The organism is Streptomyces sp. YJ-C3, assembly GCF_053891275.1.
In genome coordinates this window covers 7,228,817-7,246,400 of record NZ_CM132685.1, presented here as the reverse complement: position 1 = coordinate 7,246,400, position 17,584 = coordinate 7,228,817, and the positions used below count along the sequence as shown (strand labels likewise).

Here is a 17,584-nt window from a genome sequence, read left to right as displayed (position 1 = left end):
CGCGCCTACTCAAACCGTACGGCATACCACTGACAGCCGCCCCGGCCCTCATGCCGCCACCATCCCGCTCTCCGTCCAGATGCGTCCGCAGCCTCCGCAGTGCGCGAGCGGCGCGCGGCCCTCGCCACCGTGCATCTCGATCTCCCCGCCACACGGGCAGCGTTGGGCGAGGGTGCGTGTCTGCGCGGCGATGTCGAGGGCCCGCTCGACGCGCTCGGCAGCGCCGGCCGCGACCTTCCCGATTCGGCGGGCCTGTGCGGCGTCGATCGCACGGCACGGCCCAGGCCGGTACTCGACGCGGGCGAGGAGCCACAGGGCGGCGCGGACGGCGTCGCGGCGGCCGGTGTGCCGCCACCGCTTCGGGTCCGCCAAGTCGGCCTGCGCGAGGGCGGCCTGTCGCTGCCGGTCCTGGTGGGCGATGTCGGCTGCGCGCTGGCTGCTGTACGTGGCCAGGCGTGCCGTCGGCATCGACATGGGTGCGCGCTGGACTTGGCGGGCGATGTCGTCGGCGCACGCGGTGAGTGCGGCCTCGACGGCGCGCATCGTGTCGAGGATGTGCAGACGGACGGGGACGGGCCGGTCGCCGAGCTGCATCGGGTCGCGTTCCTGGGCGCGGAGGTGTGCGGCCTGGTGGCGTTCGTACTCCAGCTGCTCGGCGTCGTCGAGGCGGGCGAGGTAGCCGCGGAGGCCGAGGCCGAACGCGCCCAACTGGGCAGGCTGGCCCGCGGCTTCGCGCAGGTCGGTCCAGTGGAGGGCGATGGTGCGGAGGTGTGTGGCGGTGGGGTTCATCGGGTGCTCCTGTGGTGCGTGGGGCGGTACGTTGGTCCCACCGGATGGGGCGTGCCTGGCCTGGGGAGGTCGGAAGTGGCGCGCCCCTTCGTGCTGTTCAGTGACGGCCGCTGTGCCAGGGCAGTGCGAGCCGGTCGCCCTCGGTGCGGGGCACGAGGTGCAGGTGCAGATGGAACACGGACTGCGTGGCCTCTCGGCCTCGGCTGGTGATCAGGTTCATCGGCCGGTCCGACTTCTGTGCCAACTGCGCGGCGCGCCGCATCGTGCGCGCGGTCACGTCCGGGTCGTGACCGAAGTCGGGGGTGTGCGTCTTCGGGATCACAAGGACGTGGCCGTCGACGACGGGGTTGAGCGGCACGATTGCGAAGGTGTCGCACCACTCGTCAACGAACGTGGCGGGGATGTGCCCGATGTTGATCTCGCAGAACGGGCAGGGCTCGGTCATCGGTTCCTCGCGATCTCGCAGCGTCCGGTCTCGGTGTGTCCCTCGGAGCACTCCGGGCCGCAGCGCTGCATCAACTCGGCCGTGGTCGCGGCGATGTGCTCGTACTTCTCGTCGGTGGTGTGGCCGTCCCACTGCGCGCGCGGGTCGTCTGCCTCGACGTGCTCGACGGCCGCGAACAGTTCGGCGTCGCGCGGGCTGATGTGCCAACTGGCCTGACGGTCCCCGATGGTGAGGTACGCGATCTGCCATCCCGGCTCGTCGACGTCCGGGGCGGGTGCGATAACGGCGTCGGAGGTCATGGCGGCGAGGAGGGCAACAAGGTGCGCGCGTTCGCGGTACGCGCCGTCGCGGTCCTTCGCGTAGGCGGCGGCTTGGTCGGTCCAGTACTGCACCGTGTTGGTCGCTTCGGTCGCTGCCGGGACGGGGGTCAGGGCGGCGCGGATTGCGTCCATGGCAGCGTCCCAGCCGCGTTCCCACTGCGTGTCGAGGGGCTCGTCCGGCGGGCCCTGCTCGATGACGTCGATGACCCGCTGCACGTCGGCCTCGGACATCCGGCCGAGAGTGGCCGTGGCGCGCGCTCCGGGGAGGACGACGCCGAGGACAGCCGTGACGATCTCGGCGAGCACTGCCTCGTGTTCGCTGGCGTGCTTGTGCTTCGGGTACTCGTAGAGGATGGGCTCGATGACGGCGCGGAGCTGGTCGTTGAGGTGCCCGGTGTGGCGCATCATGTCGACGGCTTCGTCACAGCGCGCGGCCCCGGCGGCGAGGCTGCGGCGGATCGCGTCACCGGCGATGGTGCTCAGGTGTTGACCTGCTCGGGCGAGAGCTCGTCCGGTGGCCGCGAACTCGGCGGCGAAAGGGTCCGGCACGGGCGTCGGGCTGGGCACGTCCAGGGCGCCCGCGAGTCCGCGTAGGGCGGGCTCCACGAAGCGCGTCCATGGTGTCCAGCGTGGATCGTCGGCGTAGGGCGTGGTGAGCAGCGGCTTGACGGCGATGAGCGCGGAGTTGATGCGGCGGCGCGCGTAGTGGGCGCGTTCGATGACAGCCTCGGCCTGCTCGGCCCGCTGGTACAGGGCGTCGAGCTGGTCGCTGGTCAGGTCGTCCAGCGGGATGCGGTCGGTCATGCGGCGCTGCTCCTCGTCGTGCGGGTCGGGCAGGTACGGGCGTGCTCTCTGCCGCGGAACATGAACGCCTCCAGGCAGCACGTCGCCTCGTCGAGGTCGGCGAGGCCGGTGGGTGGCCGGGCGCAGTCGGTGCCGTGGGCGCGGCCGCCGGAGTGGTCGGCGAGTCGGCAGCACCGGCCGGCGGCGGCCAGTTCGGCGGCGGTACGGCGGGCGTTGGCGTGCTCAGTGAGGGTCCGGTTGTGGTCGTCGTAGGAGCGGCGCGCGCACCAGGCGAAGAAGGCGGCGCCGTAGAGGCTGAGGCTGAGGGCGATCCACTGGCCTTCGGCGCCGGTCTGGAGGGCGCAGAGGCCGAGTGCGGCGGTGGCGGCGGTGCAGGTGCGGGCGGTGCGGAGTGCGGGTGTCATCGGGGCTCCGTTCGGGGGTAGTTGGACGGCATGATGTGGGCGCGCGTGATCTCGGTCTGGTTGGTGGCGGGGCTGCTGTGGGGAACGGCGATGCACCTTGCGGTGGGTTGGCCGTGGGCTGTTGCGCTGTGGTCGGGGCTCGGGTGGGGGCTGGTGTGCGGTGTGGTGTTCGGGCTGTGGATGCGGAAGCGGGCCCGGGTCCAGCGGTAGAGGGTGCGCCCTGCCCACCGGATGGTGAGCAGGAGCGCGGAGGCGAACGGCCAGACGAGCAGCGCGACGCCGAGGCGGGACATCAGGCGGCCGGCCCGTACTCGGCTGCGTCCTGCTTGCTGCGCCTGCGGGGCACGGGGACGTTCCCGGTGACGGCGGCGGTGATGAGTGCGATGCCGAGGACGAGGAGTGCGGCGCCGAGTCCGGTGATCGCGGCGGCGCTGATGATGGCGTTGCGGATGAGGTCGGGGCCGAGGGTGGCGAGGTCGTGAACGATCACGGCTGCTGCTCCGGGGTGTGCTCGGCCTCGACGGCGTAGGTCGTGGTGGCGCGGATGAGGCGGAAGGCGTGCGGATCGCGGGCGGCCAACTCGGCAAAGGCTTCCTGCACTTGTTCCCGCCCGTCGGTCAGCCGGGCGAAGTGCTGCCACCCGCCGTCGTGCCACTGGATCTCGACGATCCACTCGGTGGTGGGTGGGAGCGGCGGGTTGGCGAGCGCGAGCGCGTCGGCAGGGAGGACGTGCTTCCCGCAGTACACGGCGACCGCGATGGTGAGTTCACTGATCAGGTCGTCGGCGCCGCCGGGCCCGATGCGGACGGGCACGGTGCGGATCTTGTCGGCGATGACCGCGGCGAGCGGGCCGAGTTCGGCGAGGAGTTCGGTGTCGGTGCGGGTGTCAGCCACGGTCGGCCTCCGTCTGCTGGGGGTTGGCGATGGCGAGGAGCACGTCGGCGTGGCACGGCTCGCCGGGCGGGCACCAGCACATGAGGTCGCGGCCGGCCAGCTCGGTGCGCGCCGCGGCGGCGAGCGACGGCCGGTCGGCGACCCACTGCCGGTACATCTCGACGGCCTGCTCCCGCGTCGCGTCGAGCACCAGGTGCGAGGTGATCGTCTTGTCGGGGTGGACGAACCCGTGGTGCTGTCCGGAGGTCTTGCCGAGGCGGCCCTCCCGCTCCCACTCGGAGCCGTCGAGGGCGGGCATGCGGACCTGTGTGCAGGGGTTGCCCCACTTGCTGCCGCGGCCGACGTAGACGGCGCCGTCGGGGGCGCGCCATCCCTTGGTGCGGCGGCGGTGGATGCGGCGGGGTGTGGTGTCGAGGGCGATCTGACGGCTGGTCATGGTGGCTCCGGGGTGTCGTGTGATGGACTTCGGGGAGCGGCCGGCCCTGATAAGAGCAGGGCCGGCCGTCCTGCTGCTCACGGCCGGGAGGCCAGGCGGCGCACCGCGGCGATCAGGCCCTCGATCTCTTCGACGGGCACGTGGACGGGCTCATCCCCGGTGTAGAAGCTGATCGACGGGCCGCCGCTCGCGGGATCGCCCGGGACGCTGATGTGCAGCAAGTCGCCCTCGGCATCGGTGTACTGGTACGGCCCGACGAGTCCGGACGGCTGCTCGCCGACGGGCTCCCACGTGGTGATGACCTTCGGCCGCTGCTCGACCTCGACGGCCTCGACGGTGTCGCCCCACCAGCCGTGGTTGTCCGGGCCGCCGCCGACCTCGTAGTTGCCGGAGTCGATCGGGGCCTCGTAGGTGACGGCGTACGCCTTTCCGTCGTCCTCGGCGCGGAAGATCGCGCGCCGTTGCTGCGAGTACTTCAGGACGGTGACGGGCTCGTCGGCGAGGAGGGTGTCGCTGTACTCGACGTCCTCGGGGCTGTCGGGCGGGACGCCAAGGGTGGCGAGCTGCTCGCGGGTGAACTGGCGGGTGGTCATGGTGCTCCTTCGGTGGTCGGGCGTTGGGTCGGCGTTGGGTTGTGCGCGCGGGTCGGGCTTAACCGGATGTGCGCGGGTCAGGCAGCGTTCTGGTGGACCTGTCGCAGCGGTGCCGGTCCGAGTTGGTCGAGTGCTTGCTCCAGGTCGTGTGCCATCTGTCGCCATTCGGTGGCTTGTTGGCTGCCGGGTCGGGTTCCTGCGGCGACGTGGAGGGCTTCGATGAGGCGGTCGGTGGTGGGGATGTCGGGGAGGTCGACGCGGATCATGCGGCTCCTCGGGCTGCTGCGGCGGCGTCGGTGCGGGCCTGGTGCGGTGTGGCGCGTCGGTGACCGCGGGGGGTTTTGCAGGGCTGGCGGGCGGGCGCTTTGCAGCCGTCTTTGGGGCAGGGCACGCGGAGTTCGGGCGGGGTGGCGGCCATGCCGACGGCTTCGCGGAATCCGTCGGGCATGTACGGCTCTTCGTCGGCCGGCATGTGGCCGACTCCATCGAGGGCCGCGGCGACGCGCGGGTGCGGTCCGCCGGTGAGCGCGGTGACGGGGACGGGCTGTTCGCGGCCGTCGGCGATCGCGGTGAGTTGTGCGCGCCGTCGTCGGGTGAACTCGCTGCCGGTCTCGGGTTCGGCGGGCGGGGTGTAGGCCGGGATGGTGGTGCCGAGGCGTTCCTCGCGGATCCTCGTGCGCCAGCTGCGGACGTGGTGGGGTTCGATCCACCGGCGTCCGGTCTCGCCCTGCTGGGCGGGCGCGCTGTAGTAGCGGGCGACGGCTTCGAAGGTGTCGTCGTCGGCGGGGAGGTCGCGGAGGGCTGCGGCCCATGCCTGCTTGCCCATTTCGGAGGGCTGCCTGTTGTCGAAGGCGGAGCAGGCGGCGAGGAGGCGGGCGGCTTCGTCTGGTGTCACTGGTCGTCTCCTGATGCGAGGGCGAGCCATCCGGCGACGCGGTCGTCGGTGGTGTTGCGGCGGGGTGCGGGCGGGGTCTGGCCGCCGCCGTCGAGGGGGACGAGGAATGCGCCCTGCTGCGGGCGGCTGTTGCGCTCGGCGGCCTTCTTGGCGTCGTCGCGGATCCACTTCTGCCAGGCGTCGGGCCAGCTCTTGCGGGTGGCGCCGGTGGCTCGGTAGTGGCTGACGAACTGCGCGGTGCTGTGGTCGACGTCGGTGCCGGGGTAGGTGGCGTGGGCCCATCGGCGCATGGCGTCGGTGACGGCGAACTGGGCGTCGTCGATGGGCGCGGAATCGGCGCCGGCCGCCCTACTACCTGTAGAAGACCCCCCCGGATCAACCCCGTTATAAGGACGGGTCGGGTCGGGTCGGGTCGGGGCAGCGTCTCTAGTACCGTCGCGCGACGCGTCTTGTGACGCGTCTGTAGACGCGTCTACATCGGAGCCGTTGTCGGGCGGAGTGGGGTCGGGCTGCTGTTGGTTCCGCTTCTCCCGCCACCGCTTCTGACGTGCAGTCTTCGCCGCGCGGTCGGCCTTCGCCTGTTCGGCGGTGGGGTTGTACTCGTGGTAGTCGTGGATCTTCCAGCCGACACCTTCGATGACTTCAAAGAGGCCCGCTTCTACGAGCTGTTTCGCTCGCGTTCGTGACGACTTCACGTCGCTTACGAGTCGCAGTTCGTGCGTCTTGACGACGCCGTCGGTGAGATTCTCGGCCGACCAGCAGATCGCGGAGACGTACAAACGGAACGCTCCGTCGGTCAGAAGGCGGACCTTCCTGTTCGAGGGGAACCGGTCGTCGAATCGTGCCCAAGGCATCTGCGTCGCTTCTTTCGGTCGTACTGGTCGGGGTCGGCCGGGGCCGCGCGAGGGCGGCCCCGGGGCGGGGTGCCGCTAGCGGACGTACTCGGAGCGGCGGCGGTCTTCGGCCTGCCGCTTGTGCTCCTTCAGCTCGGCCTCGGTGGGCTTCGTCGCGGTGAGGAGACCGAGCTCGGTGTCCGGGTGGATGGGGCCCTTGCCGACCTCGTCGAACGTGCCGTCGATCTGCCGGCCGCGGTACATCGCGCGGCGCGCCGCGATGAGGGACTTGGCGTCCTCGTCGCTGCGGGCGACCTCGCAGCCGGTGACGCGGACCTTGACCTGCGGGTCCTTGTCCTCGCCCTCGGCGTGCCCGGTGTAGGACTTCGAGGTGAGTTCGACGATGGCGTAGACGACGGTGCCGGGCTTCTCGAACAGGCCGCGGCGCTGCTCGCGGGTCATGGTCGCTTCGACGGCCGCCGCGGCGGAGTCGAGCTTGACCTCGGGGACGTCGGCGGGGCTGAGCTTGGGCATGTGCTGTTCCTTTCAGGTGGTGCTACTTGCGGCGGGGCTTGGTCAGTGAGTGCTGGAGTGCGGCGTACTGGCGTCGGGCGTGCTCGCGGACTTCGGGGATCGGGCAGTCGTCTCGGCGGTGGCGTTGGGCGCGGATGATGAGGTGCTCGGTCTCCGCGTAGCCGACGGCGTCCTCTGCGTGGCCGCACGGGCAGGTGAAGTCGGCGGCCGCAAGGGACTTGGCCCTCGCGTTGTCGAGGCGGACCCGGATCCCGTAGCCCGGGCGGGGGCTGCCGATCGTCGGCCCGAGCCCGTTCATGCCGCCGTGCTCTCGGGTGGGGCGTCGCGGCGGCGCTGGCGAAGGAGGCTTTTGCGCTGCCGGGTGCTGAGGCCGCCCCATGTGCCCCACTGCTCGTCGCGGTTGAGGGCGTACTCCAGGCACTCGACCCGGACAGGGCAGCCGTCGCAGATGCGGCGTACGTACGCGGCGTCGGCGTGGCCGGTGTTGAAGAAGAGGTCGCGGTCGTCGAGGTGCTCGGGGCGCCGGCATGCGGCGTGGTCCTGCCAGCTCTCGGCGGGGGCGAGGGTGTCGGGCGCGGGGATGGTGTACGGGGTGTGCGGCAGGATCATGCGGAGACCTCTCCGAAGATCGCGGCGAAGGTGGTGTTGGTCCGCTCCCGGATGCGCCGGTCCTCCGTGTGGGCAGGCGCCACGCACCCGTCGCGGTCGCAGGTGGGGGTGACGTGCCCCTCGGGTTCACGGGCGTGCTTCAGGCGGAACGCGATGCGTAGCGCGGAGAGGTTCCTGCCGCCGTGGCGCAGGCTCGGCGTGCCCGTGTAGTCGCGGGAGCCTGTCCACAGGATGTGGCCGTCGTCCACAGGTTGGGTGCGGCGCCAGAAGAGGTCTTCGGCGCTGGCTGCCGGTGGCTTCCCGGGGCGGGCCTTGGGGATGCCGAGGGCTGTGCGTGCGGGCGCGACCGTGAGGCGGGCGTCGACGCCGAGTTCGCGGGCGATGGCCCGGTCCGACAGTCCTGCGCGGAGGAGTTCGGCGACGTCTGCGCGGATCTTCATCGGGCGGTCACCGCCTCGCGCTCCGGCCACTGCACTCCGGCGAGCGCGGCACGGTGTCCGTCGGGGACCTCGGCGAGCGGCTGCTCGAGCCAGTCCAGGCCCATCGCGCGGAGGATCAGCGCGTCGGCCTCGTCGTCGGTCTCGAGCACAGCCCCGTATCTGCGCTGCGCGGCCTCGAGTACGGCGGTCTTCCTCGAGGCGCCGTTGCCGGTGGCGTACTTCGCTCGAGCAGTGGGGGCGATGACGGCGACGGCGATGTCCCGCTCGAGTAGCGCGGCGACGATTCGCCACCACAGTCCGCCGCGGTCCCAGGTGGATCCGCCGGGGGTGGTGTAGCTGACGGGCCCTTCGACGCAGGCGAGTTGGACGTTGCCGACTTCCTCGAGGACTCGGGTGGTGATGTGCTTCAGGCGAGCGTTGCGCTCGAGCAGGCTGTCCGCGCGGTGGCCCTTGGTGGGGACTCGAGTTGTGCCGCCGAGGGTGGCGATGCCGGTGCCGGTCAGGCTGATGTCGAGTCCGGCGACGCGGTAGAGGCGGGGCCGGGGCCCGGCCGCCGTGGTGGCGGCCGGTACCTCGGTGTCGAACAAGGTGGGTGCGCTCACTGGGACTCCCCGGGTGAGATGGTGCGGCAGGTCCAGCACGTGCGGGACCCGTCTCGGTTCAGGGCGTGCAGGGTGGTGCGGCCCTCGGCGGGGCACGGCGCGAGTTCGTTCGCGACGGCCTCGATGGGGCGGAGCAGCGGGACGGGTGCCGTCGGCTCGGGGGCGGCGCGGTGCTGGCCGGTGCCTCGGAACAGGTTGCGGGTGGTGAGCTTCACGACGCACCGCCGGTGCGCTGATGCGGGATGAGCGGCCAGTCGGTGCGGACGCCGTCGGCCTGGTGCTCCTTGCCTGGCGTGCGCCGGAAGTAGTCCGCGAGCGACTCGGCCTGCTCGCGTGCCCACTCGACTTGCGAGGCGTGCAGCACGGCGAGCGAGCTGTCGCCGATCTTCGGCTTCGTCGTCGCGATACGCCACGCCACTCGGCACGCGGCGATCGCGTCGGCGTCCGCCGAGTGCGCGCCGTCGAGGCGCACCCCGTACGTGCGGCACAGGTCTTCCAACTTGCGGCCGCCGCGGCGGAACTTGTCGACGGCTTTGTCCAGGACGCGCGGGTCGATGACGCGGAGGTCGTCGCCCACGATGTCCACGAGGGGCTGCACGCCGTGGCGGCGGGCCTCGCGGTCGAGGAGCGTGAAGTCGAACGCCGCGTTCATCGCGACCACCGGGGTCCCGGCGAGGACGACCTCGGCGAGCGCGGCGATGACCTGCTCGACGACCTCGGCCGCTGGCCTCCCCTCGGCGCGCGCCTGCTCGGTGGTGATGCCGTGAACCTTCGCCGCGTCCTCGGGGATCTCGATGCCGGGGTCGGCGAGCCACGTGCCGGAGGCGGTGTCGTGGCCGCCGCCGCACTGGACGACGCAGGCGGTGACGATGCGGTCGGTCTCGACGTCGATGCCGGTGGTTTCCAGGTCGAAGCCGCACAGGCGGCCGGTGTGCCAGCTCATGCGCGGCCTGCCTTCAGGTCGGCGAGGAACTGGCGGAGGAGGTCGGCGCGGGCGGTCGAGGGGTGGAGTCCGCCGTTGGCCGCGGCGAACCGCTCCTCGACTTGCTCGGTGGTGAGTTGCTGCTGTCCGGCGGCGGCGATGATCTGGAACCAGATGCCTTCGATGTCGTCGTCCTCGACGAACTCGGCGTCGTGCACCTCGTCGTCGCCCGTGGCCGACTCGGCGGCCGGTGCCGGTGCCGGCGACGCGGACGTAGTGCCGGTCGGCTGCTGCTCGGACGCGGAGGGCTTGGCAAGGCCGATCGCCTTCAGCTTCTCCAGGTAGTCCGTCGGCGCGCCCTCGTTCTTCGCTTCACGGAACAGGCCGAGCGCTTCCTCCTGCGTCGTCGCCTTCTCCGCCTCGGCGAGGAAGTCCTTCGACGGGCCCGACGGTGCGGCCGGGGCCGCCGCGATCGCCGCCCGCTCCGGGCCCTTCGCGACCGCAGGCTTCCCGCTGCCAAGGTCACCGGCCATCAACGCGGCCGGGGTGATCTCGACGTCGAGGGTGGGCACCTTGAACCGCGCCGGCTTGTCCTTCACGATCGCGGTCTTCTCTTCCATGCCGAGCCACCCGGCGACGTATCCGCCTGCCTGCGACAGGAGTTCAGCGGCAGGCGGCAGGGTGACGGCAGCGTGATAGCCCTTGGAGACAAGGAGCCACTGGCCGAGCGCGGGCACGTCGCGGAGCATGACGTTGACGCGGGTCGTGATGGCGCACTCCCGGTCGTCCGGGTTGCACATGCAGGGCCGGTCGGACTTCTGCTCGGTGACGCCGTCGCAGCGACGCTTGCACTGCGATCCGGCGTACAGCTCGTACCACTGCGACACGGCATCGCGCGGCGGAATCAGCACCGGGAGCCGGTTGACGGCCGAGTACACCTCGAACTCGGACGGGCCGCCGTTTGCCGGAGTCCACGGCTTCACCTCACCGCCGTACAACTCGGCGACGCTGGCGAGGATCTCGCGGGACGGGGAGGTGAAGCGGAACTTGTCGAGCTTGGCCGGGCGGGTGTACGCGTTGCCCTTGGCCGAGACGCCGGAGACGACGTGCCCGATACGGATCTCGCCGAGCTGACGCATCCGCATTTGCAGATCAAGGATGGGCATCAGGCGGCCCTCTCTTCCAGGGTCGGGAGGGTGAGGGCCTCACCCACAACGGACTTGGCGAGCACCCGCTGGAACTCGGCGAGGGCCTGCACGTGGCGGAACGCCTCGTACACGTCGTCGCCGCACTTCAGCGGCATCGGCCGGTACCCCTCCGGCCGCAGGTGCAGGACGATCCCGACGTCGTGCACGCGAGGCATCGGCACCTGCGTGCCGTCGCGGAGCCACGCGACCTCGGCCCGCCGGTACGCGGACATCTGCGCGCCGGCCTCCGGGTAAACGCCCTTCTCGTCCAGCTCGCCGCCGGTCTTGGTGTCGCCGACGAACAACGTCGTGGCGGGCACGGCGAGCGCCGCGGCGATGCGGGGCGAGCGGAACAGGTAGTCAAGGGTTCCGGCCCAGCCGTCGGTGAAGTTCCCGACGGTCATCTCGGACGCCTCGAACTCGATCTCCCACTCGGCGACGAAGCGGAGGAAGTTGTCGACGAACGGGGCGATCTCGTCGTCGGTGAGGAACGACTCCGGGATCGGCTGGCCGAGGACGTGGGCCTCGATCACGTCGTGGACGGCGCCGCCGATCGCGGCCCGCTCGTCCTTCTTCCGGATGTGGCCCTTGCGCAGCCAGTCGTATGCGGCTTCCTTCTCGGCCGGCCTCAGCGAGGCGGAGACGAGGGAGGGCAGGGTGGCGAACGCGTCCTGCGCGGTGAGGTTCGCGGCCCAGAACACGAGCTGCGGCTTGGGGAATCCCTGGCTGAGGATGGTGGTGACGCGGCGGAGTTTGGTGTCGGTGCCGGGGACGCGGTACCAGCCCTGGGAGGGCTTCGGGATCCGGTCGGCGCCGGTGGGAGCGGCGGCCGATGCCTTGCGGCGTCGGCCGGCGGCCGGGGCGTTGGCCCCGGCCTGCACGGTCGTCGTCATCAGACGTCGGCCTCCTCGTCGTACGCGGAGGCCAGCTCCAGGGCGGTGACGGTGTAGCCGGTGGTGGACTCCTCGTTCTGACCGGCGGTGACCACCAGCTCGGCGACGCGGTCCCCGTCGTCCTCGATCCAGTCGAAGGCGAGGGTGGTGCCGGTCGGCCACGAGCGGCGTTCCATGTCCTCGCAGTGCGCACGGGCGGCCGCCGCGGTGGCGTAGTGGCCGAGCGTGATCCCGGAGTCCGGGTGCTCCGCGCGGAAGGCGTAGGTCGTGGCGGTCTCGGTCTCCGGCTGCGCGGGCGGTCCGGCGACGGCGTCGCCGAGGACGGTCGACCAGTCGTCGATGGCGCGGCTGTTGATGTCGTGGGCCAGCGCGGTCACGGCGGCCTGCTCGACGCTCGCGGCCGCAGCGGCGAGCGTCGCGTGGACCTGCGCCTCGGCCGCGAGTGCGGCGCCGGTCGTCGGGTCGGCGCCGTCGCCGTAGGTGTAGTGGTGTGCGCGGTCGGCGAGGCGCTCGGCCTCGCGGTAGTGCTCGGGCCCGTTCATGCGCGGCCGTCCTCTCCGGTGGTGGGGTGGTAGATGCGGCGGCCGTCGATGTCCGCGGGGGCGAGGAGGCCGCGCGCGGCGAGCGCCCGGAGGTCCTTCCGCGCGGTGTTCCGGCCGGTGGTGGGCCACGGGGAGCCGTCCATCAGACCGGCCGCGAGCGCGGCGGTGACGGGGCGGCCGTGTGCCCTTATGGCGGCGAGGAGGTAGTCGCGGCGGGCGGCCGGCGGGGCGACCCACACGGAGTCGGCGGCCGGGGAGGTAGTGGTGGTGGTCACGGGCGTCCGCCCTTCTTGAGCTCGTAGTACTGGCGGCCCGGCTCGGTGTGCTGGTCGAGCCATCCGGCGGTGGCGAGCGCGGCGAGGTCGGCGCGCGCGAGGGCCTTGATCCGGTGGTCGGGTACGCCGTAGACGGTGTGGCGCAGCTGGTTGCGGTAGTGGCGGGCCGCGGTGTTCGCGGTCCAGCGCCCGCCGAGGAGGTGGATCGCAGCGAGGAGCGCGGCGAGACGGCCGGTGGGCTCGGCGGGAGTGGCCGTCGCCGCCGGAGCGGTGGCCTTCTCCTCGGTGTCGAGCGCGGCGGCGAGGTGCTCGGCGAGGTAATGGCGGTGCTGGGCGAAGCGGAGGATGCCCCAGCACGCGGTGTCGTTGAAGGAGACGAGGCTGTCGTACAGCGCGGCCTCCAGCTCGGCGCGCGTCCTCATGCCGCACCGTCCTCCTGGACCAGCAAGGCCTCGATCGTGAAGGTGCCCGCGTTGCGGAACCCGGCAAGGACCGACCCGGTCATGGCGTCCAGGTCGACGACGACCTCGGCACCGCTGGACAGGATGTACGGCTCGATGTAGTGCGCGATGTGCTCGGCGAGGCCCTCGGCGGTGACCGCCCACAGCGTGAGCGGGGCGGGCGGCCTGCTGCCGTTGCGTCCGCCGTGGCGGCCGACGCGGGCGAACGTGACGCGGTACTTGGTCTGCGTCGCGCCCGGGGCGGCGGCCATCTCGTCGAGCGACGGGGTGATGATCTCGGCCTCGGGGTCGCGCGGCTCGTGCCGTCCGGCCTGCCAGTCCGGGCCGAGCTTCCTGAGCATCTCGGCGTCGTGGCTGCTGAGTTCGGCGTTCACGCGGCAGCACCGCCCTCACGCTGCGCCGGGATCACGACCGCCTGCGCCGGGGCCAGCGCCCGCAGCCGCTCGGCCAGCGCCTCGACCTTGCCCCCGTACACCGGGACCGTGAACCCGACCCGCTCGCCGAGCTGCTCGACGAGGAGCTTCTCCGGGGCGTGCCCGTCGTGCTCACCGGACGCGCCACGGTCCTCGGCGATCTCCATGAACAGGTCGAGGAGGTCCGGGTCGTCAGCGATCGTCGTAACGACGTGCTCGAAGTACGCCTCCAGGTCAAGGAGGACACCGGTCGGGATACGTCGCACGTAGATCGGCAGCGGGCCGGTCACGGTGGGGCGGCGGAAGATGCGGTGGAGGATCATGCGGACGCGGTTCATCGGTGACCGCCCTTCGGCTGTGCAGGGATGGGGAACGCGCGCTCGCAGCGCGACATGACGAGCAGGGCGCCGATACCGAACGCGGAGAGCGCAGCGAGGAACAGGGGCCAGAACAGGGGCGGGGTGTTCAGCACGAGGCATCGCCCGCCTGGTCGCGCTGCCGGTCCACAAGCGCCCGCATCTCACGCACACGACGCGGGACCTCCTCGCCACGAGCGAGGGCCTGCGTCGGGGCGAGCAGCGCCGTCAACCTGTCCGCCGACACCTCGGCCGGAGCCGACAGCGCGGCGAGCGTCGGGCACGGCCACGGCTCGCCGTCGTGCTCGCAGTGCTCGGAGTCCGAGTGCTTCACGTGCACCGCGCGGCACGCAGTGAGCAGCGCCTCCAACTCGGCGACCCGAGCACGCAGCGCCTCCAACTCCCGCGCCGTCTCCGGAGACATGAGTAGCCCCGCAGACTCCAGCGCCAGCGCAATCCCCGCAGGCACCCGCGACTGCTCCAACGCGGCGCAGATCACCCCAGCCGCCGAGTTCACACGCGCCGCCTTCACGCCGACACCGCCGTCTGCGCCGTCAGGGGACCGAACAGCGACTCGACCAGCGCCCGCGTCCACTCGAAGGACGGGCCGGTGCCGGCGTCCTCCGGGGCCTGCGGAGCCGGGCACTTCAGGCGCGGCTCACCGCCCTCGGTCTCACCGTCGGGGAGCCAGACGTCGCCGTCGCGGTCGACGTATTCGGTCTGCAAAGATGTGGTCATCGGTGACCTCGTTTCTGTGTCTGGGGTTGCCGAGTCGTGGGGTCGCCGGCCGGGAAGTCGGGCGACCCTTCGGCGTTTCTGTGGGGGAGTCGGCGTCAGCCGGTGGCGGCGAGCTCGGGGTCCGAGGCCGCGTTCGCCTCGTGCCACTCCTCGCAGTCCGCGAGGTTGAAGCGGCGCTGGCGGCCGGCGTAGGCGACGACCGGCATTCCCTGCTTGACCCACTGGAGGACCTGCCAGTCAGAGACGCCGTAGTACGTCTCCAGCTGCGGCTGGCTCAGCAGGGGGACGAGTCCGGCCGGGAGTGCGGCGAGGCGTTCACTCTTCTTCGGCATCAGACCTTGACCTTTCTACTGTCGAAGTCGAATGTGTGGGCATGCTGAAGAGGTCCTGGAGGGGGGCGCTCGTCCTCCGATGTAGCGCTTCGGCGACGAGCCAGGCCGTCGACAACTCGCAGTTGTCGCGAGCGGTCTTGCCGCGTGAGGTCAGGCGTCCGACGGTGGCCGGGCTGATGCCCTTGCCGGTCGGGTCCACCCCCTTCGTCGCCTCGGCGAGTTCGGGGCCGGAGAGCCCTGCTCGCTTCATGGCGTCACGGAGTGGCTTGCCTTCGCTCTTGCGGCTGAGTTTTGGCATGTGGACCTCGTGCCTGGTGGTGGTGTTGCTCACTCCGGTGTCGGCGTGATGCGACATTTCTACAGTCGAAGTCGAAGCACTGTCAACGGGATCCTCCGAGATTCGCCGAGAAACCCCGGGGTCTGCGCGTCGAGCGAACGGGTGTTCTATTCTGGTGGCATACTCACGTATCTACGGCGTGCGACGGGGAGGTCAAGCGCCGGTCAGTAACGCGCCACGCTTCTACTTTCGGTTGCGAAAAGTAGAAGCCACGGGGCAATCTTGGCGCGTGACGAACGAGGAGACACCCGGCCCCGACTTCGCGCAGGTACTCGCCGACCTGATGGACGACTACAACGTCAACGGGAGCGAGCTCGCGCGACGCATCGGCGTGCACCATTCCACGGTCGCCACCTGGTTGCACCGCACCCGCGTGCCGCGCAACGACGCGATCCAGAAGCTGTCGACAGAGTTCCCGAGCTACTCGGTGAAGAGGCTCACCGACGCGGCCGGCCGCAAGGCACCCGGCCCCGTCTCGCCCGAGCGCGCCGAGCGCCTCCTCAAACTCTTCGAGGGTCTCACCGAAGAGCAGCAGGCGATGATGGAGATCCAGGCGAAGGCGCTGCGGGACAGCAACCTGTAGCCGCTCCTGACGGGGCGTCAAGATCTTCCGTACAACCCTTTCGTGGCCGCGCAAGTCTCCGCTAAACGGATCCCTTCACTCAGCGTGAGGGCGCACCCACAAGAATGGCGCAGAGTGGTCGCATATTGCTCCATAGGGATGTAGTTTCGGACGCACGGCCGATGACCTCCCCCACGGCTACCAATGGACAGCCTGCGCCTCAGGGGGATCATCATGTGCATTCGGGCTCAGTACGTGCCGCTCGCCTCACTCGACCCGTGGGACGCCGAGCGCCAACTGATCTCAATCCCGGCCGAGCTGGCCGCATCTGCGTTCGCTGTTCGTGCCGTTCGTGCCGTCCTCGCTGAACTTGCCATCCCGCAAGGAGAGTTCGGTGCACGCTGCTGGTGCGGGGAGCCGATCCGGCTCCTCTCGTACATCCCGAAGCAGCGAGGGAGCGAAAAGGTGATCAAGCATGGCTAGGCCCATTGCCGCGTTGGGCCATCCAGAAAGTGCGGCATTCCCTGCCGATCTTCAAATGCGGAGCTACGGCGCAGGGCGAGGCCGCTGCGGACAGGAGGGACGGCATGCCGCGTAGGCCAGCGAACAACCCACGACAGATCCGCTCGAAGGCATGCGGGTGCCCCCTGTGCCTGGAGGCGTACCCGCCGGCCGAGCACGGCGAGCGCCGCCCACGCCGTGACTGCGTCGGCTCGTGGCAGGCCCGGTACCGCGACCCCACCGGCAAGCAGAAGGCGCGCAACTTCACGATCCCGGACGGCGGCAAGAAAGCCGCTGAGGCGTTCCTCGACGAGACGCGCACTGCCGTCCGGCAACGTGCCTACCGGGACCCGGAGCGCGGCAAGATCCTCGTCGGCGCCTGGTGGGAGCAGTACTGGGAAGTCCAGAGCAAGAAGGGCAAGGTCAAGACGCGGAACCGGAAAGAGAGCATCTGGACCGCGCACCTCGCGCCGAAGTGGGCCAAGTACAAGCTGATCGACTTGGACTACATGACTCTCCAGGCGTGGCTCACCCGCGAGGTGAAGGGGTACCGGACGCAGTGCCAGGTGCGCCGGCTGCTGATCTCGCTCCTCGATGCCGCCATCAAGGACGGCGAGCGGATCAAGGACAACCCTGCGGCGCACCTGGAAGTCACCGCGCCGAAACCGGCCAAGCACCCTGACGACCTGAAACCGCCCACGGCCGAGCAGTACGCACTCATCCACGCGGCACTGCCCGAGTACTACCAACGGATCCTCAGGGACTTCGCGTACGAGACGGGCATGCGGCCCGGGGAGTACGCGGGCCTGCGGCTGCACTGCGTGGACGAAGAGGCGATGACGGTCCAAGTGCGGGAGATCCTCGTGCTCGACCGCGGGCGCCTGTGCAGGCAGGAGGCGCCCAAGACCGAGGCCGGGTTCCGGACGGTGCCGCTGACGCCCACGGCGATGGAGGCTGTCCGATGGATGGTCGCCAAGTGGCAGCCGAAGCGCACCCGTTCAGCGATCGGTGACGGCTACGACCTGTGCGCCGACGAGCTGGTGTTCCGCGGCCCGAAGGGGGCGGCGCTGAACATGAACAACCTGCAACGCCCCTGGAAGAAGGCCATCGATCAGGCTGGCGTGGCCCGGAAGGTCAAGGACCCGGAGACAGGCCGCACGGAGTGGTGGCCGCGCCTGTACGAGTACCGGCACGATGTGGCGAGCAGGCTGCACCATGCGGGCGTCAAGGAAGTCGACACCCAAGCCTTCCTCGGCCAGAAGCGCGGCGGGAAAGTTACATGGATCTACACCCATGAGGGCGAGGGTGCGCAGGAGCGGGTCCGTAAGGCGCTGACCGGGGAGGGAGGCGAGGAACGTGGACTCCGGGCCGTTGAGTGACGAATCGGGGCCGGAATCCACGAAGAGTCCACAAGACCCCCTCGGGGTTCCTCGGAGACTCTCGGAAGATCTCAACTCGACCAGTCTT

33 protein-coding genes are annotated in these 17,584 nt (G+C 70.8%); 3 read left to right on the top strand and 30 right to left on the bottom strand.

What is annotated here, in order from left to right; all coding sequences use genetic code 11:
- Positions 1-48: 48 nt before the first annotated feature.
- The 30 genes from ACVHNB_RS32750 to ACVHNB_RS32605 all read right to left on the bottom strand — a co-directional run bounded on the left by ACVHNB_RS32750 (position 49) and on the right by ACVHNB_RS32605 (position 15,072).
- On the bottom strand, positions 49-789 hold the full coding sequence (locus tag ACVHNB_RS32750; protein ID WP_456226521.1) for a hypothetical protein: 741 nt from the start codon (positions 787-789) through the stop codon (positions 49-51).
- 97 nt (positions 790-886) lie between these two features.
- Positions 887-1,234 (bottom strand): HIT family protein, encoded by a 348-nt coding sequence (locus ACVHNB_RS32745; RefSeq protein ID WP_456226520.1) that lies wholly within the window; start codon positions 1,232-1,234, stop codon positions 887-889.
- Entirely contained in the window at positions 1,231-2,358 is a 1,128-nt protein-coding gene (locus ACVHNB_RS32740) for a hypothetical protein (protein ID WP_456226519.1), read from the bottom strand. Before ACVHNB_RS32740 ends, ACVHNB_RS32745 begins: the two co-directional genes overlap by 4 nt.
- Positions 2,355-2,762, bottom strand: coding sequence for a hypothetical protein (locus ACVHNB_RS32735; protein ID WP_456226518.1), 408 nt, complete (start codon positions 2,760-2,762; stop codon positions 2,355-2,357). The genes ACVHNB_RS32740 and ACVHNB_RS32735 overlap by 4 nt, the downstream gene beginning before the upstream one ends.
- Positions 2,759-3,055: a hypothetical protein gene (locus ACVHNB_RS32730; RefSeq protein ID WP_456226517.1), complete on the bottom strand. Its 297-nt coding sequence runs from the start codon at positions 3,053-3,055 to the stop codon at positions 2,759-2,761. The genes ACVHNB_RS32735 and ACVHNB_RS32730 overlap by 4 nt, the downstream gene beginning before the upstream one ends.
- Positions 3,055-3,252: a hypothetical protein gene (locus tag ACVHNB_RS32725; protein WP_456226516.1), complete on the bottom strand. Its 198-nt coding sequence runs from the start codon at positions 3,250-3,252 to the stop codon at positions 3,055-3,057. Before ACVHNB_RS32725 ends, ACVHNB_RS32730 begins: the two co-directional genes overlap by 1 nt.
- A complete protein-coding gene (locus ACVHNB_RS32720; protein ID WP_456226515.1) occupies positions 3,249-3,656 on the bottom strand; it encodes a hypothetical protein in 408 nt (135 codons plus the stop codon). The genes ACVHNB_RS32725 and ACVHNB_RS32720 overlap by 4 nt, the downstream gene beginning before the upstream one ends.
- Complete coding sequence (locus ACVHNB_RS32715; protein WP_456226514.1) at positions 3,649-4,092, bottom strand: DUF4326 domain-containing protein; 444 nt, start codon at positions 4,090-4,092, stop codon at positions 3,649-3,651. The genes ACVHNB_RS32720 and ACVHNB_RS32715 overlap by 8 nt, the downstream gene beginning before the upstream one ends.
- Positions 4,093-4,169: 77 nt before the next feature.
- Complete coding sequence (locus ACVHNB_RS32710) at positions 4,170-4,685, bottom strand: hypothetical protein (protein ID WP_456226513.1); 516 nt, start codon at positions 4,683-4,685, stop codon at positions 4,170-4,172.
- Between the two features lie 77 nt (positions 4,686-4,762).
- Positions 4,763-4,951 (bottom strand): hypothetical protein, encoded by a 189-nt coding sequence (locus ACVHNB_RS32705; protein WP_456226512.1) that lies wholly within the window; start codon positions 4,949-4,951, stop codon positions 4,763-4,765.
- The gene (locus tag ACVHNB_RS32700) at positions 4,948-5,580 is read right to left on the bottom strand and encodes a zinc finger domain-containing protein (protein ID WP_456226511.1); all 633 of its coding nucleotides are present in this window, start codon (positions 5,578-5,580) and stop codon (positions 4,948-4,950) included. Before ACVHNB_RS32700 ends, ACVHNB_RS32705 begins: the two co-directional genes overlap by 4 nt.
- Positions 5,577-6,434, bottom strand: coding sequence for a hypothetical protein (locus ACVHNB_RS32695; RefSeq protein ID WP_456226510.1), 858 nt, complete (start codon positions 6,432-6,434; stop codon positions 5,577-5,579). Before ACVHNB_RS32695 ends, ACVHNB_RS32700 begins: the two co-directional genes overlap by 4 nt.
- A gap of 75 nt (positions 6,435-6,509) precedes the next feature.
- On the bottom strand, positions 6,510-6,947 hold the full coding sequence (locus tag ACVHNB_RS32690; RefSeq protein WP_456226509.1) for a hypothetical protein: 438 nt from the start codon (positions 6,945-6,947) through the stop codon (positions 6,510-6,512).
- Positions 6,948-6,969: 22 nt separating this feature from the next.
- Positions 6,970-7,245: a hypothetical protein gene (locus ACVHNB_RS32685; protein ID WP_456226508.1), complete on the bottom strand. Its 276-nt coding sequence runs from the start codon at positions 7,243-7,245 to the stop codon at positions 6,970-6,972.
- The gene (locus tag ACVHNB_RS32680; protein WP_456226507.1) at positions 7,242-7,556 is read right to left on the bottom strand and encodes a WhiB family transcriptional regulator; all 315 of its coding nucleotides are present in this window, start codon (positions 7,554-7,556) and stop codon (positions 7,242-7,244) included. The genes ACVHNB_RS32685 and ACVHNB_RS32680 overlap by 4 nt, the downstream gene beginning before the upstream one ends.
- The gene (locus ACVHNB_RS32675; protein ID WP_456226506.1) at positions 7,553-7,996 is read right to left on the bottom strand and encodes a hypothetical protein; all 444 of its coding nucleotides are present in this window, start codon (positions 7,994-7,996) and stop codon (positions 7,553-7,555) included. The genes ACVHNB_RS32680 and ACVHNB_RS32675 overlap by 4 nt, the downstream gene beginning before the upstream one ends.
- Entirely contained in the window at positions 7,993-8,598 is a 606-nt protein-coding gene (locus ACVHNB_RS32670) for a hypothetical protein (RefSeq protein WP_456226505.1), read from the bottom strand. The genes ACVHNB_RS32675 and ACVHNB_RS32670 overlap by 4 nt, the downstream gene beginning before the upstream one ends.
- Positions 8,595-8,813: a hypothetical protein gene (locus tag ACVHNB_RS32665; RefSeq protein WP_456226504.1), complete on the bottom strand. Its 219-nt coding sequence runs from the start codon at positions 8,811-8,813 to the stop codon at positions 8,595-8,597. Before ACVHNB_RS32665 ends, ACVHNB_RS32670 begins: the two co-directional genes overlap by 4 nt.
- Positions 8,810-9,541: an exonuclease domain-containing protein gene (locus ACVHNB_RS32660; protein WP_456226503.1), complete on the bottom strand. Its 732-nt coding sequence runs from the start codon at positions 9,539-9,541 to the stop codon at positions 8,810-8,812. Before ACVHNB_RS32660 ends, ACVHNB_RS32665 begins: the two co-directional genes overlap by 4 nt.
- The gene (locus tag ACVHNB_RS32655) at positions 9,538-10,686 is read right to left on the bottom strand and encodes a recombination directionality factor (RefSeq protein ID WP_456226502.1); all 1,149 of its coding nucleotides are present in this window, start codon (positions 10,684-10,686) and stop codon (positions 9,538-9,540) included. Before ACVHNB_RS32655 ends, ACVHNB_RS32660 begins: the two co-directional genes overlap by 4 nt.
- Positions 10,686-11,600 (bottom strand): hypothetical protein, encoded by a 915-nt coding sequence (locus tag ACVHNB_RS32650; protein ID WP_456226501.1) that lies wholly within the window; start codon positions 11,598-11,600, stop codon positions 10,686-10,688. The genes ACVHNB_RS32655 and ACVHNB_RS32650 overlap by 1 nt, the downstream gene beginning before the upstream one ends.
- Positions 11,600-12,142 (bottom strand): hypothetical protein, encoded by a 543-nt coding sequence (locus ACVHNB_RS32645; protein ID WP_456226500.1) that lies wholly within the window; start codon positions 12,140-12,142, stop codon positions 11,600-11,602. The genes ACVHNB_RS32650 and ACVHNB_RS32645 overlap by 1 nt, the downstream gene beginning before the upstream one ends.
- Positions 12,139-12,417 carry a hypothetical protein gene (locus tag ACVHNB_RS32640; protein WP_456226499.1) on the bottom strand — a complete coding sequence of 93 codons (279 nt, stop codon included), beginning with the start codon at positions 12,415-12,417 and terminating at the stop codon, positions 12,139-12,141. The genes ACVHNB_RS32645 and ACVHNB_RS32640 overlap by 4 nt, the downstream gene beginning before the upstream one ends.
- The gene (locus ACVHNB_RS32635; protein ID WP_456226498.1) at positions 12,414-12,839 is read right to left on the bottom strand and encodes a hypothetical protein; all 426 of its coding nucleotides are present in this window, start codon (positions 12,837-12,839) and stop codon (positions 12,414-12,416) included. Before ACVHNB_RS32635 ends, ACVHNB_RS32640 begins: the two co-directional genes overlap by 4 nt.
- A complete protein-coding gene (locus ACVHNB_RS32630) occupies positions 12,836-13,252 on the bottom strand; it encodes a hypothetical protein (protein WP_456226497.1) in 417 nt (138 codons plus the stop codon). Before ACVHNB_RS32630 ends, ACVHNB_RS32635 begins: the two co-directional genes overlap by 4 nt.
- Entirely contained in the window at positions 13,249-13,629 is a 381-nt protein-coding gene (locus tag ACVHNB_RS32625; RefSeq protein ID WP_456226496.1) for a hypothetical protein, read from the bottom strand. The genes ACVHNB_RS32630 and ACVHNB_RS32625 overlap by 4 nt, the downstream gene beginning before the upstream one ends.
- A gap of 127 nt (positions 13,630-13,756) precedes the next feature.
- A complete protein-coding gene (locus tag ACVHNB_RS32620; RefSeq protein ID WP_456226495.1) occupies positions 13,757-14,071 on the bottom strand; it encodes a hypothetical protein in 315 nt (104 codons plus the stop codon).
- 104 nt (positions 14,072-14,175) lie between these two features.
- Positions 14,176-14,385 (bottom strand): hypothetical protein, encoded by a 210-nt coding sequence (locus ACVHNB_RS32615; RefSeq protein WP_456226494.1) that lies wholly within the window; start codon positions 14,383-14,385, stop codon positions 14,176-14,178.
- A 95-nt stretch (positions 14,386-14,480) separates the two neighbouring features.
- Entirely contained in the window at positions 14,481-14,717 is a 237-nt protein-coding gene (locus ACVHNB_RS32610) for a hypothetical protein (RefSeq protein WP_456226493.1), read from the bottom strand.
- A complete protein-coding gene (locus tag ACVHNB_RS32605; protein ID WP_456226492.1) occupies positions 14,701-15,072 on the bottom strand; it encodes an XRE family transcriptional regulator in 372 nt (123 codons plus the stop codon). Before ACVHNB_RS32605 ends, ACVHNB_RS32610 begins: the two co-directional genes overlap by 17 nt.
- A gap of 211 nt (positions 15,073-15,283) precedes the next feature.
- On the opposite strand from ACVHNB_RS32605, the gene ACVHNB_RS32600 reads away from it, so the two are divergent.
- The 3 genes from ACVHNB_RS32600 (at position 15,284) to ACVHNB_RS32590 (ending at position 17,496) form a co-directional block, all read left to right on the top strand.
- On the top strand, positions 15,284-15,637 hold the full coding sequence (locus tag ACVHNB_RS32600) for a helix-turn-helix domain-containing protein (RefSeq protein ID WP_456226491.1): 354 nt from the start codon (positions 15,284-15,286) through the stop codon (positions 15,635-15,637).
- Positions 15,638-15,820: 183 nt separating this feature from the next.
- The gene (locus ACVHNB_RS32595) at positions 15,821-16,099 is read left to right on the top strand and encodes a hypothetical protein (protein WP_456226490.1); all 279 of its coding nucleotides are present in this window, start codon (positions 15,821-15,823) and stop codon (positions 16,097-16,099) included.
- A gap of 104 nt (positions 16,100-16,203) precedes the next feature.
- Positions 16,204-17,496, top strand: coding sequence for a site-specific integrase (locus ACVHNB_RS32590; RefSeq protein ID WP_456226489.1), 1,293 nt, complete (start codon positions 16,204-16,206; stop codon positions 17,494-17,496).
- The last annotated feature ends 88 nt before the right edge of the window (positions 17,497-17,584 follow it).

What these genes read in the sequence shown, in the direction of transcription:
- ACVHNB_RS32750 (WP_456226521.1), bottom strand. Translation starts at nt 789, where the DNA reads ATGAACCCCACCGCCACACACCTCCGCACCATCGCCCTCCACTGGACC.
- ACVHNB_RS32745 (WP_456226520.1), bottom strand. Translation starts at nt 1,234, where the DNA reads ATGACCGAGCCCTGCCCGTTCTGCGAGATCAACATCGGGCACATCCCC.
- ACVHNB_RS32740 (WP_456226519.1), bottom strand. Translation starts at nt 2,358, where the DNA reads ATGACCGACCGCATCCCGCTGGACGACCTGACCAGCGACCAGCTCGAC.
- ACVHNB_RS32735 (WP_456226518.1), bottom strand. Translation starts at nt 2,762, where the DNA reads ATGACACCCGCACTCCGCACCGCCCGCACCTGCACCGCCGCCACCGCC.
- ACVHNB_RS32730 (WP_456226517.1), bottom strand. Translation starts at nt 3,055, where the DNA reads ATGTCCCGCCTCGGCGTCGCGCTGCTCGTCTGGCCGTTCGCCTCCGCG.
- ACVHNB_RS32715 (WP_456226514.1), bottom strand. Translation starts at nt 4,092, where the DNA reads ATGACCAGCCGTCAGATCGCCCTCGACACCACACCCCGCCGCATCCAC.
- ACVHNB_RS32710 (WP_456226513.1), bottom strand. Translation starts at nt 4,685, where the DNA reads ATGACCACCCGCCAGTTCACCCGCGAGCAGCTCGCCACCCTTGGCGTC.
- ACVHNB_RS32705 (WP_456226512.1), bottom strand. Translation starts at nt 4,951, where the DNA reads ATGATCCGCGTCGACCTCCCCGACATCCCCACCACCGACCGCCTCATC.
- ACVHNB_RS32695 (WP_456226510.1), bottom strand. Translation starts at nt 6,434, where the DNA reads ATGCCTTGGGCACGATTCGACGACCGGTTCCCCTCGAACAGGAAGGTC.
- ACVHNB_RS32690 (WP_456226509.1), bottom strand. Translation starts at nt 6,947, where the DNA reads ATGCCCAAGCTCAGCCCCGCCGACGTCCCCGAGGTCAAGCTCGACTCC.
- ACVHNB_RS32685 (WP_456226508.1), bottom strand. Translation starts at nt 7,245, where the DNA reads ATGAACGGGCTCGGGCCGACGATCGGCAGCCCCCGCCCGGGCTACGGG.
- ACVHNB_RS32680 (WP_456226507.1), bottom strand. Translation starts at nt 7,556, where the DNA reads ATGATCCTGCCGCACACCCCGTACACCATCCCCGCGCCCGACACCCTC.
- ACVHNB_RS32675 (WP_456226506.1), bottom strand. Translation starts at nt 7,996, where the DNA reads ATGAAGATCCGCGCAGACGTCGCCGAACTCCTCCGCGCAGGACTGTCG.
- ACVHNB_RS32660 (WP_456226503.1), bottom strand. Translation starts at nt 9,541, where the DNA reads ATGAGCTGGCACACCGGCCGCCTGTGCGGCTTCGACCTGGAAACCACC.
- ACVHNB_RS32655 (WP_456226502.1), bottom strand. Translation starts at nt 10,686, where the DNA reads ATGCCCATCCTTGATCTGCAAATGCGGATGCGTCAGCTCGGCGAGATC.
- ACVHNB_RS32650 (WP_456226501.1), bottom strand. Translation starts at nt 11,600, where the DNA reads ATGACGACGACCGTGCAGGCCGGGGCCAACGCCCCGGCCGCCGGCCGA.
- ACVHNB_RS32645 (WP_456226500.1), bottom strand. Translation starts at nt 12,142, where the DNA reads ATGAACGGGCCCGAGCACTACCGCGAGGCCGAGCGCCTCGCCGACCGC.
- ACVHNB_RS32635 (WP_456226498.1), bottom strand. Translation starts at nt 12,839, where the DNA reads ATGAGGACGCGCGCCGAGCTGGAGGCCGCGCTGTACGACAGCCTCGTC.
- ACVHNB_RS32625 (WP_456226496.1), bottom strand. Translation starts at nt 13,629, where the DNA reads ATGAACCGCGTCCGCATGATCCTCCACCGCATCTTCCGCCGCCCCACC.
- ACVHNB_RS32620 (WP_456226495.1), bottom strand. Translation starts at nt 14,071, where the DNA reads ATGTCTCCGGAGACGGCGCGGGAGTTGGAGGCGCTGCGTGCTCGGGTC.
- ACVHNB_RS32615 (WP_456226494.1), bottom strand. Translation starts at nt 14,385, where the DNA reads ATGACCACATCTTTGCAGACCGAATACGTCGACCGCGACGGCGACGTC.
- ACVHNB_RS32610 (WP_456226493.1), bottom strand. Translation starts at nt 14,717, where the DNA reads ATGCCGAAGAAGAGTGAACGCCTCGCCGCACTCCCGGCCGGACTCGTC.
- ACVHNB_RS32605 (WP_456226492.1), bottom strand. Translation starts at nt 15,072, where the DNA reads ATGTCGCATCACGCCGACACCGGAGTGAGCAACACCACCACCAGGCAC.
- ACVHNB_RS32595 (WP_456226490.1), top strand. Translation starts at nt 15,821, where the DNA reads ATGGACAGCCTGCGCCTCAGGGGGATCATCATGTGCATTCGGGCTCAG.
- ACVHNB_RS32590 (WP_456226489.1), top strand. Translation starts at nt 16,204, where the DNA reads ATGCCGCGTAGGCCAGCGAACAACCCACGACAGATCCGCTCGAAGGCA.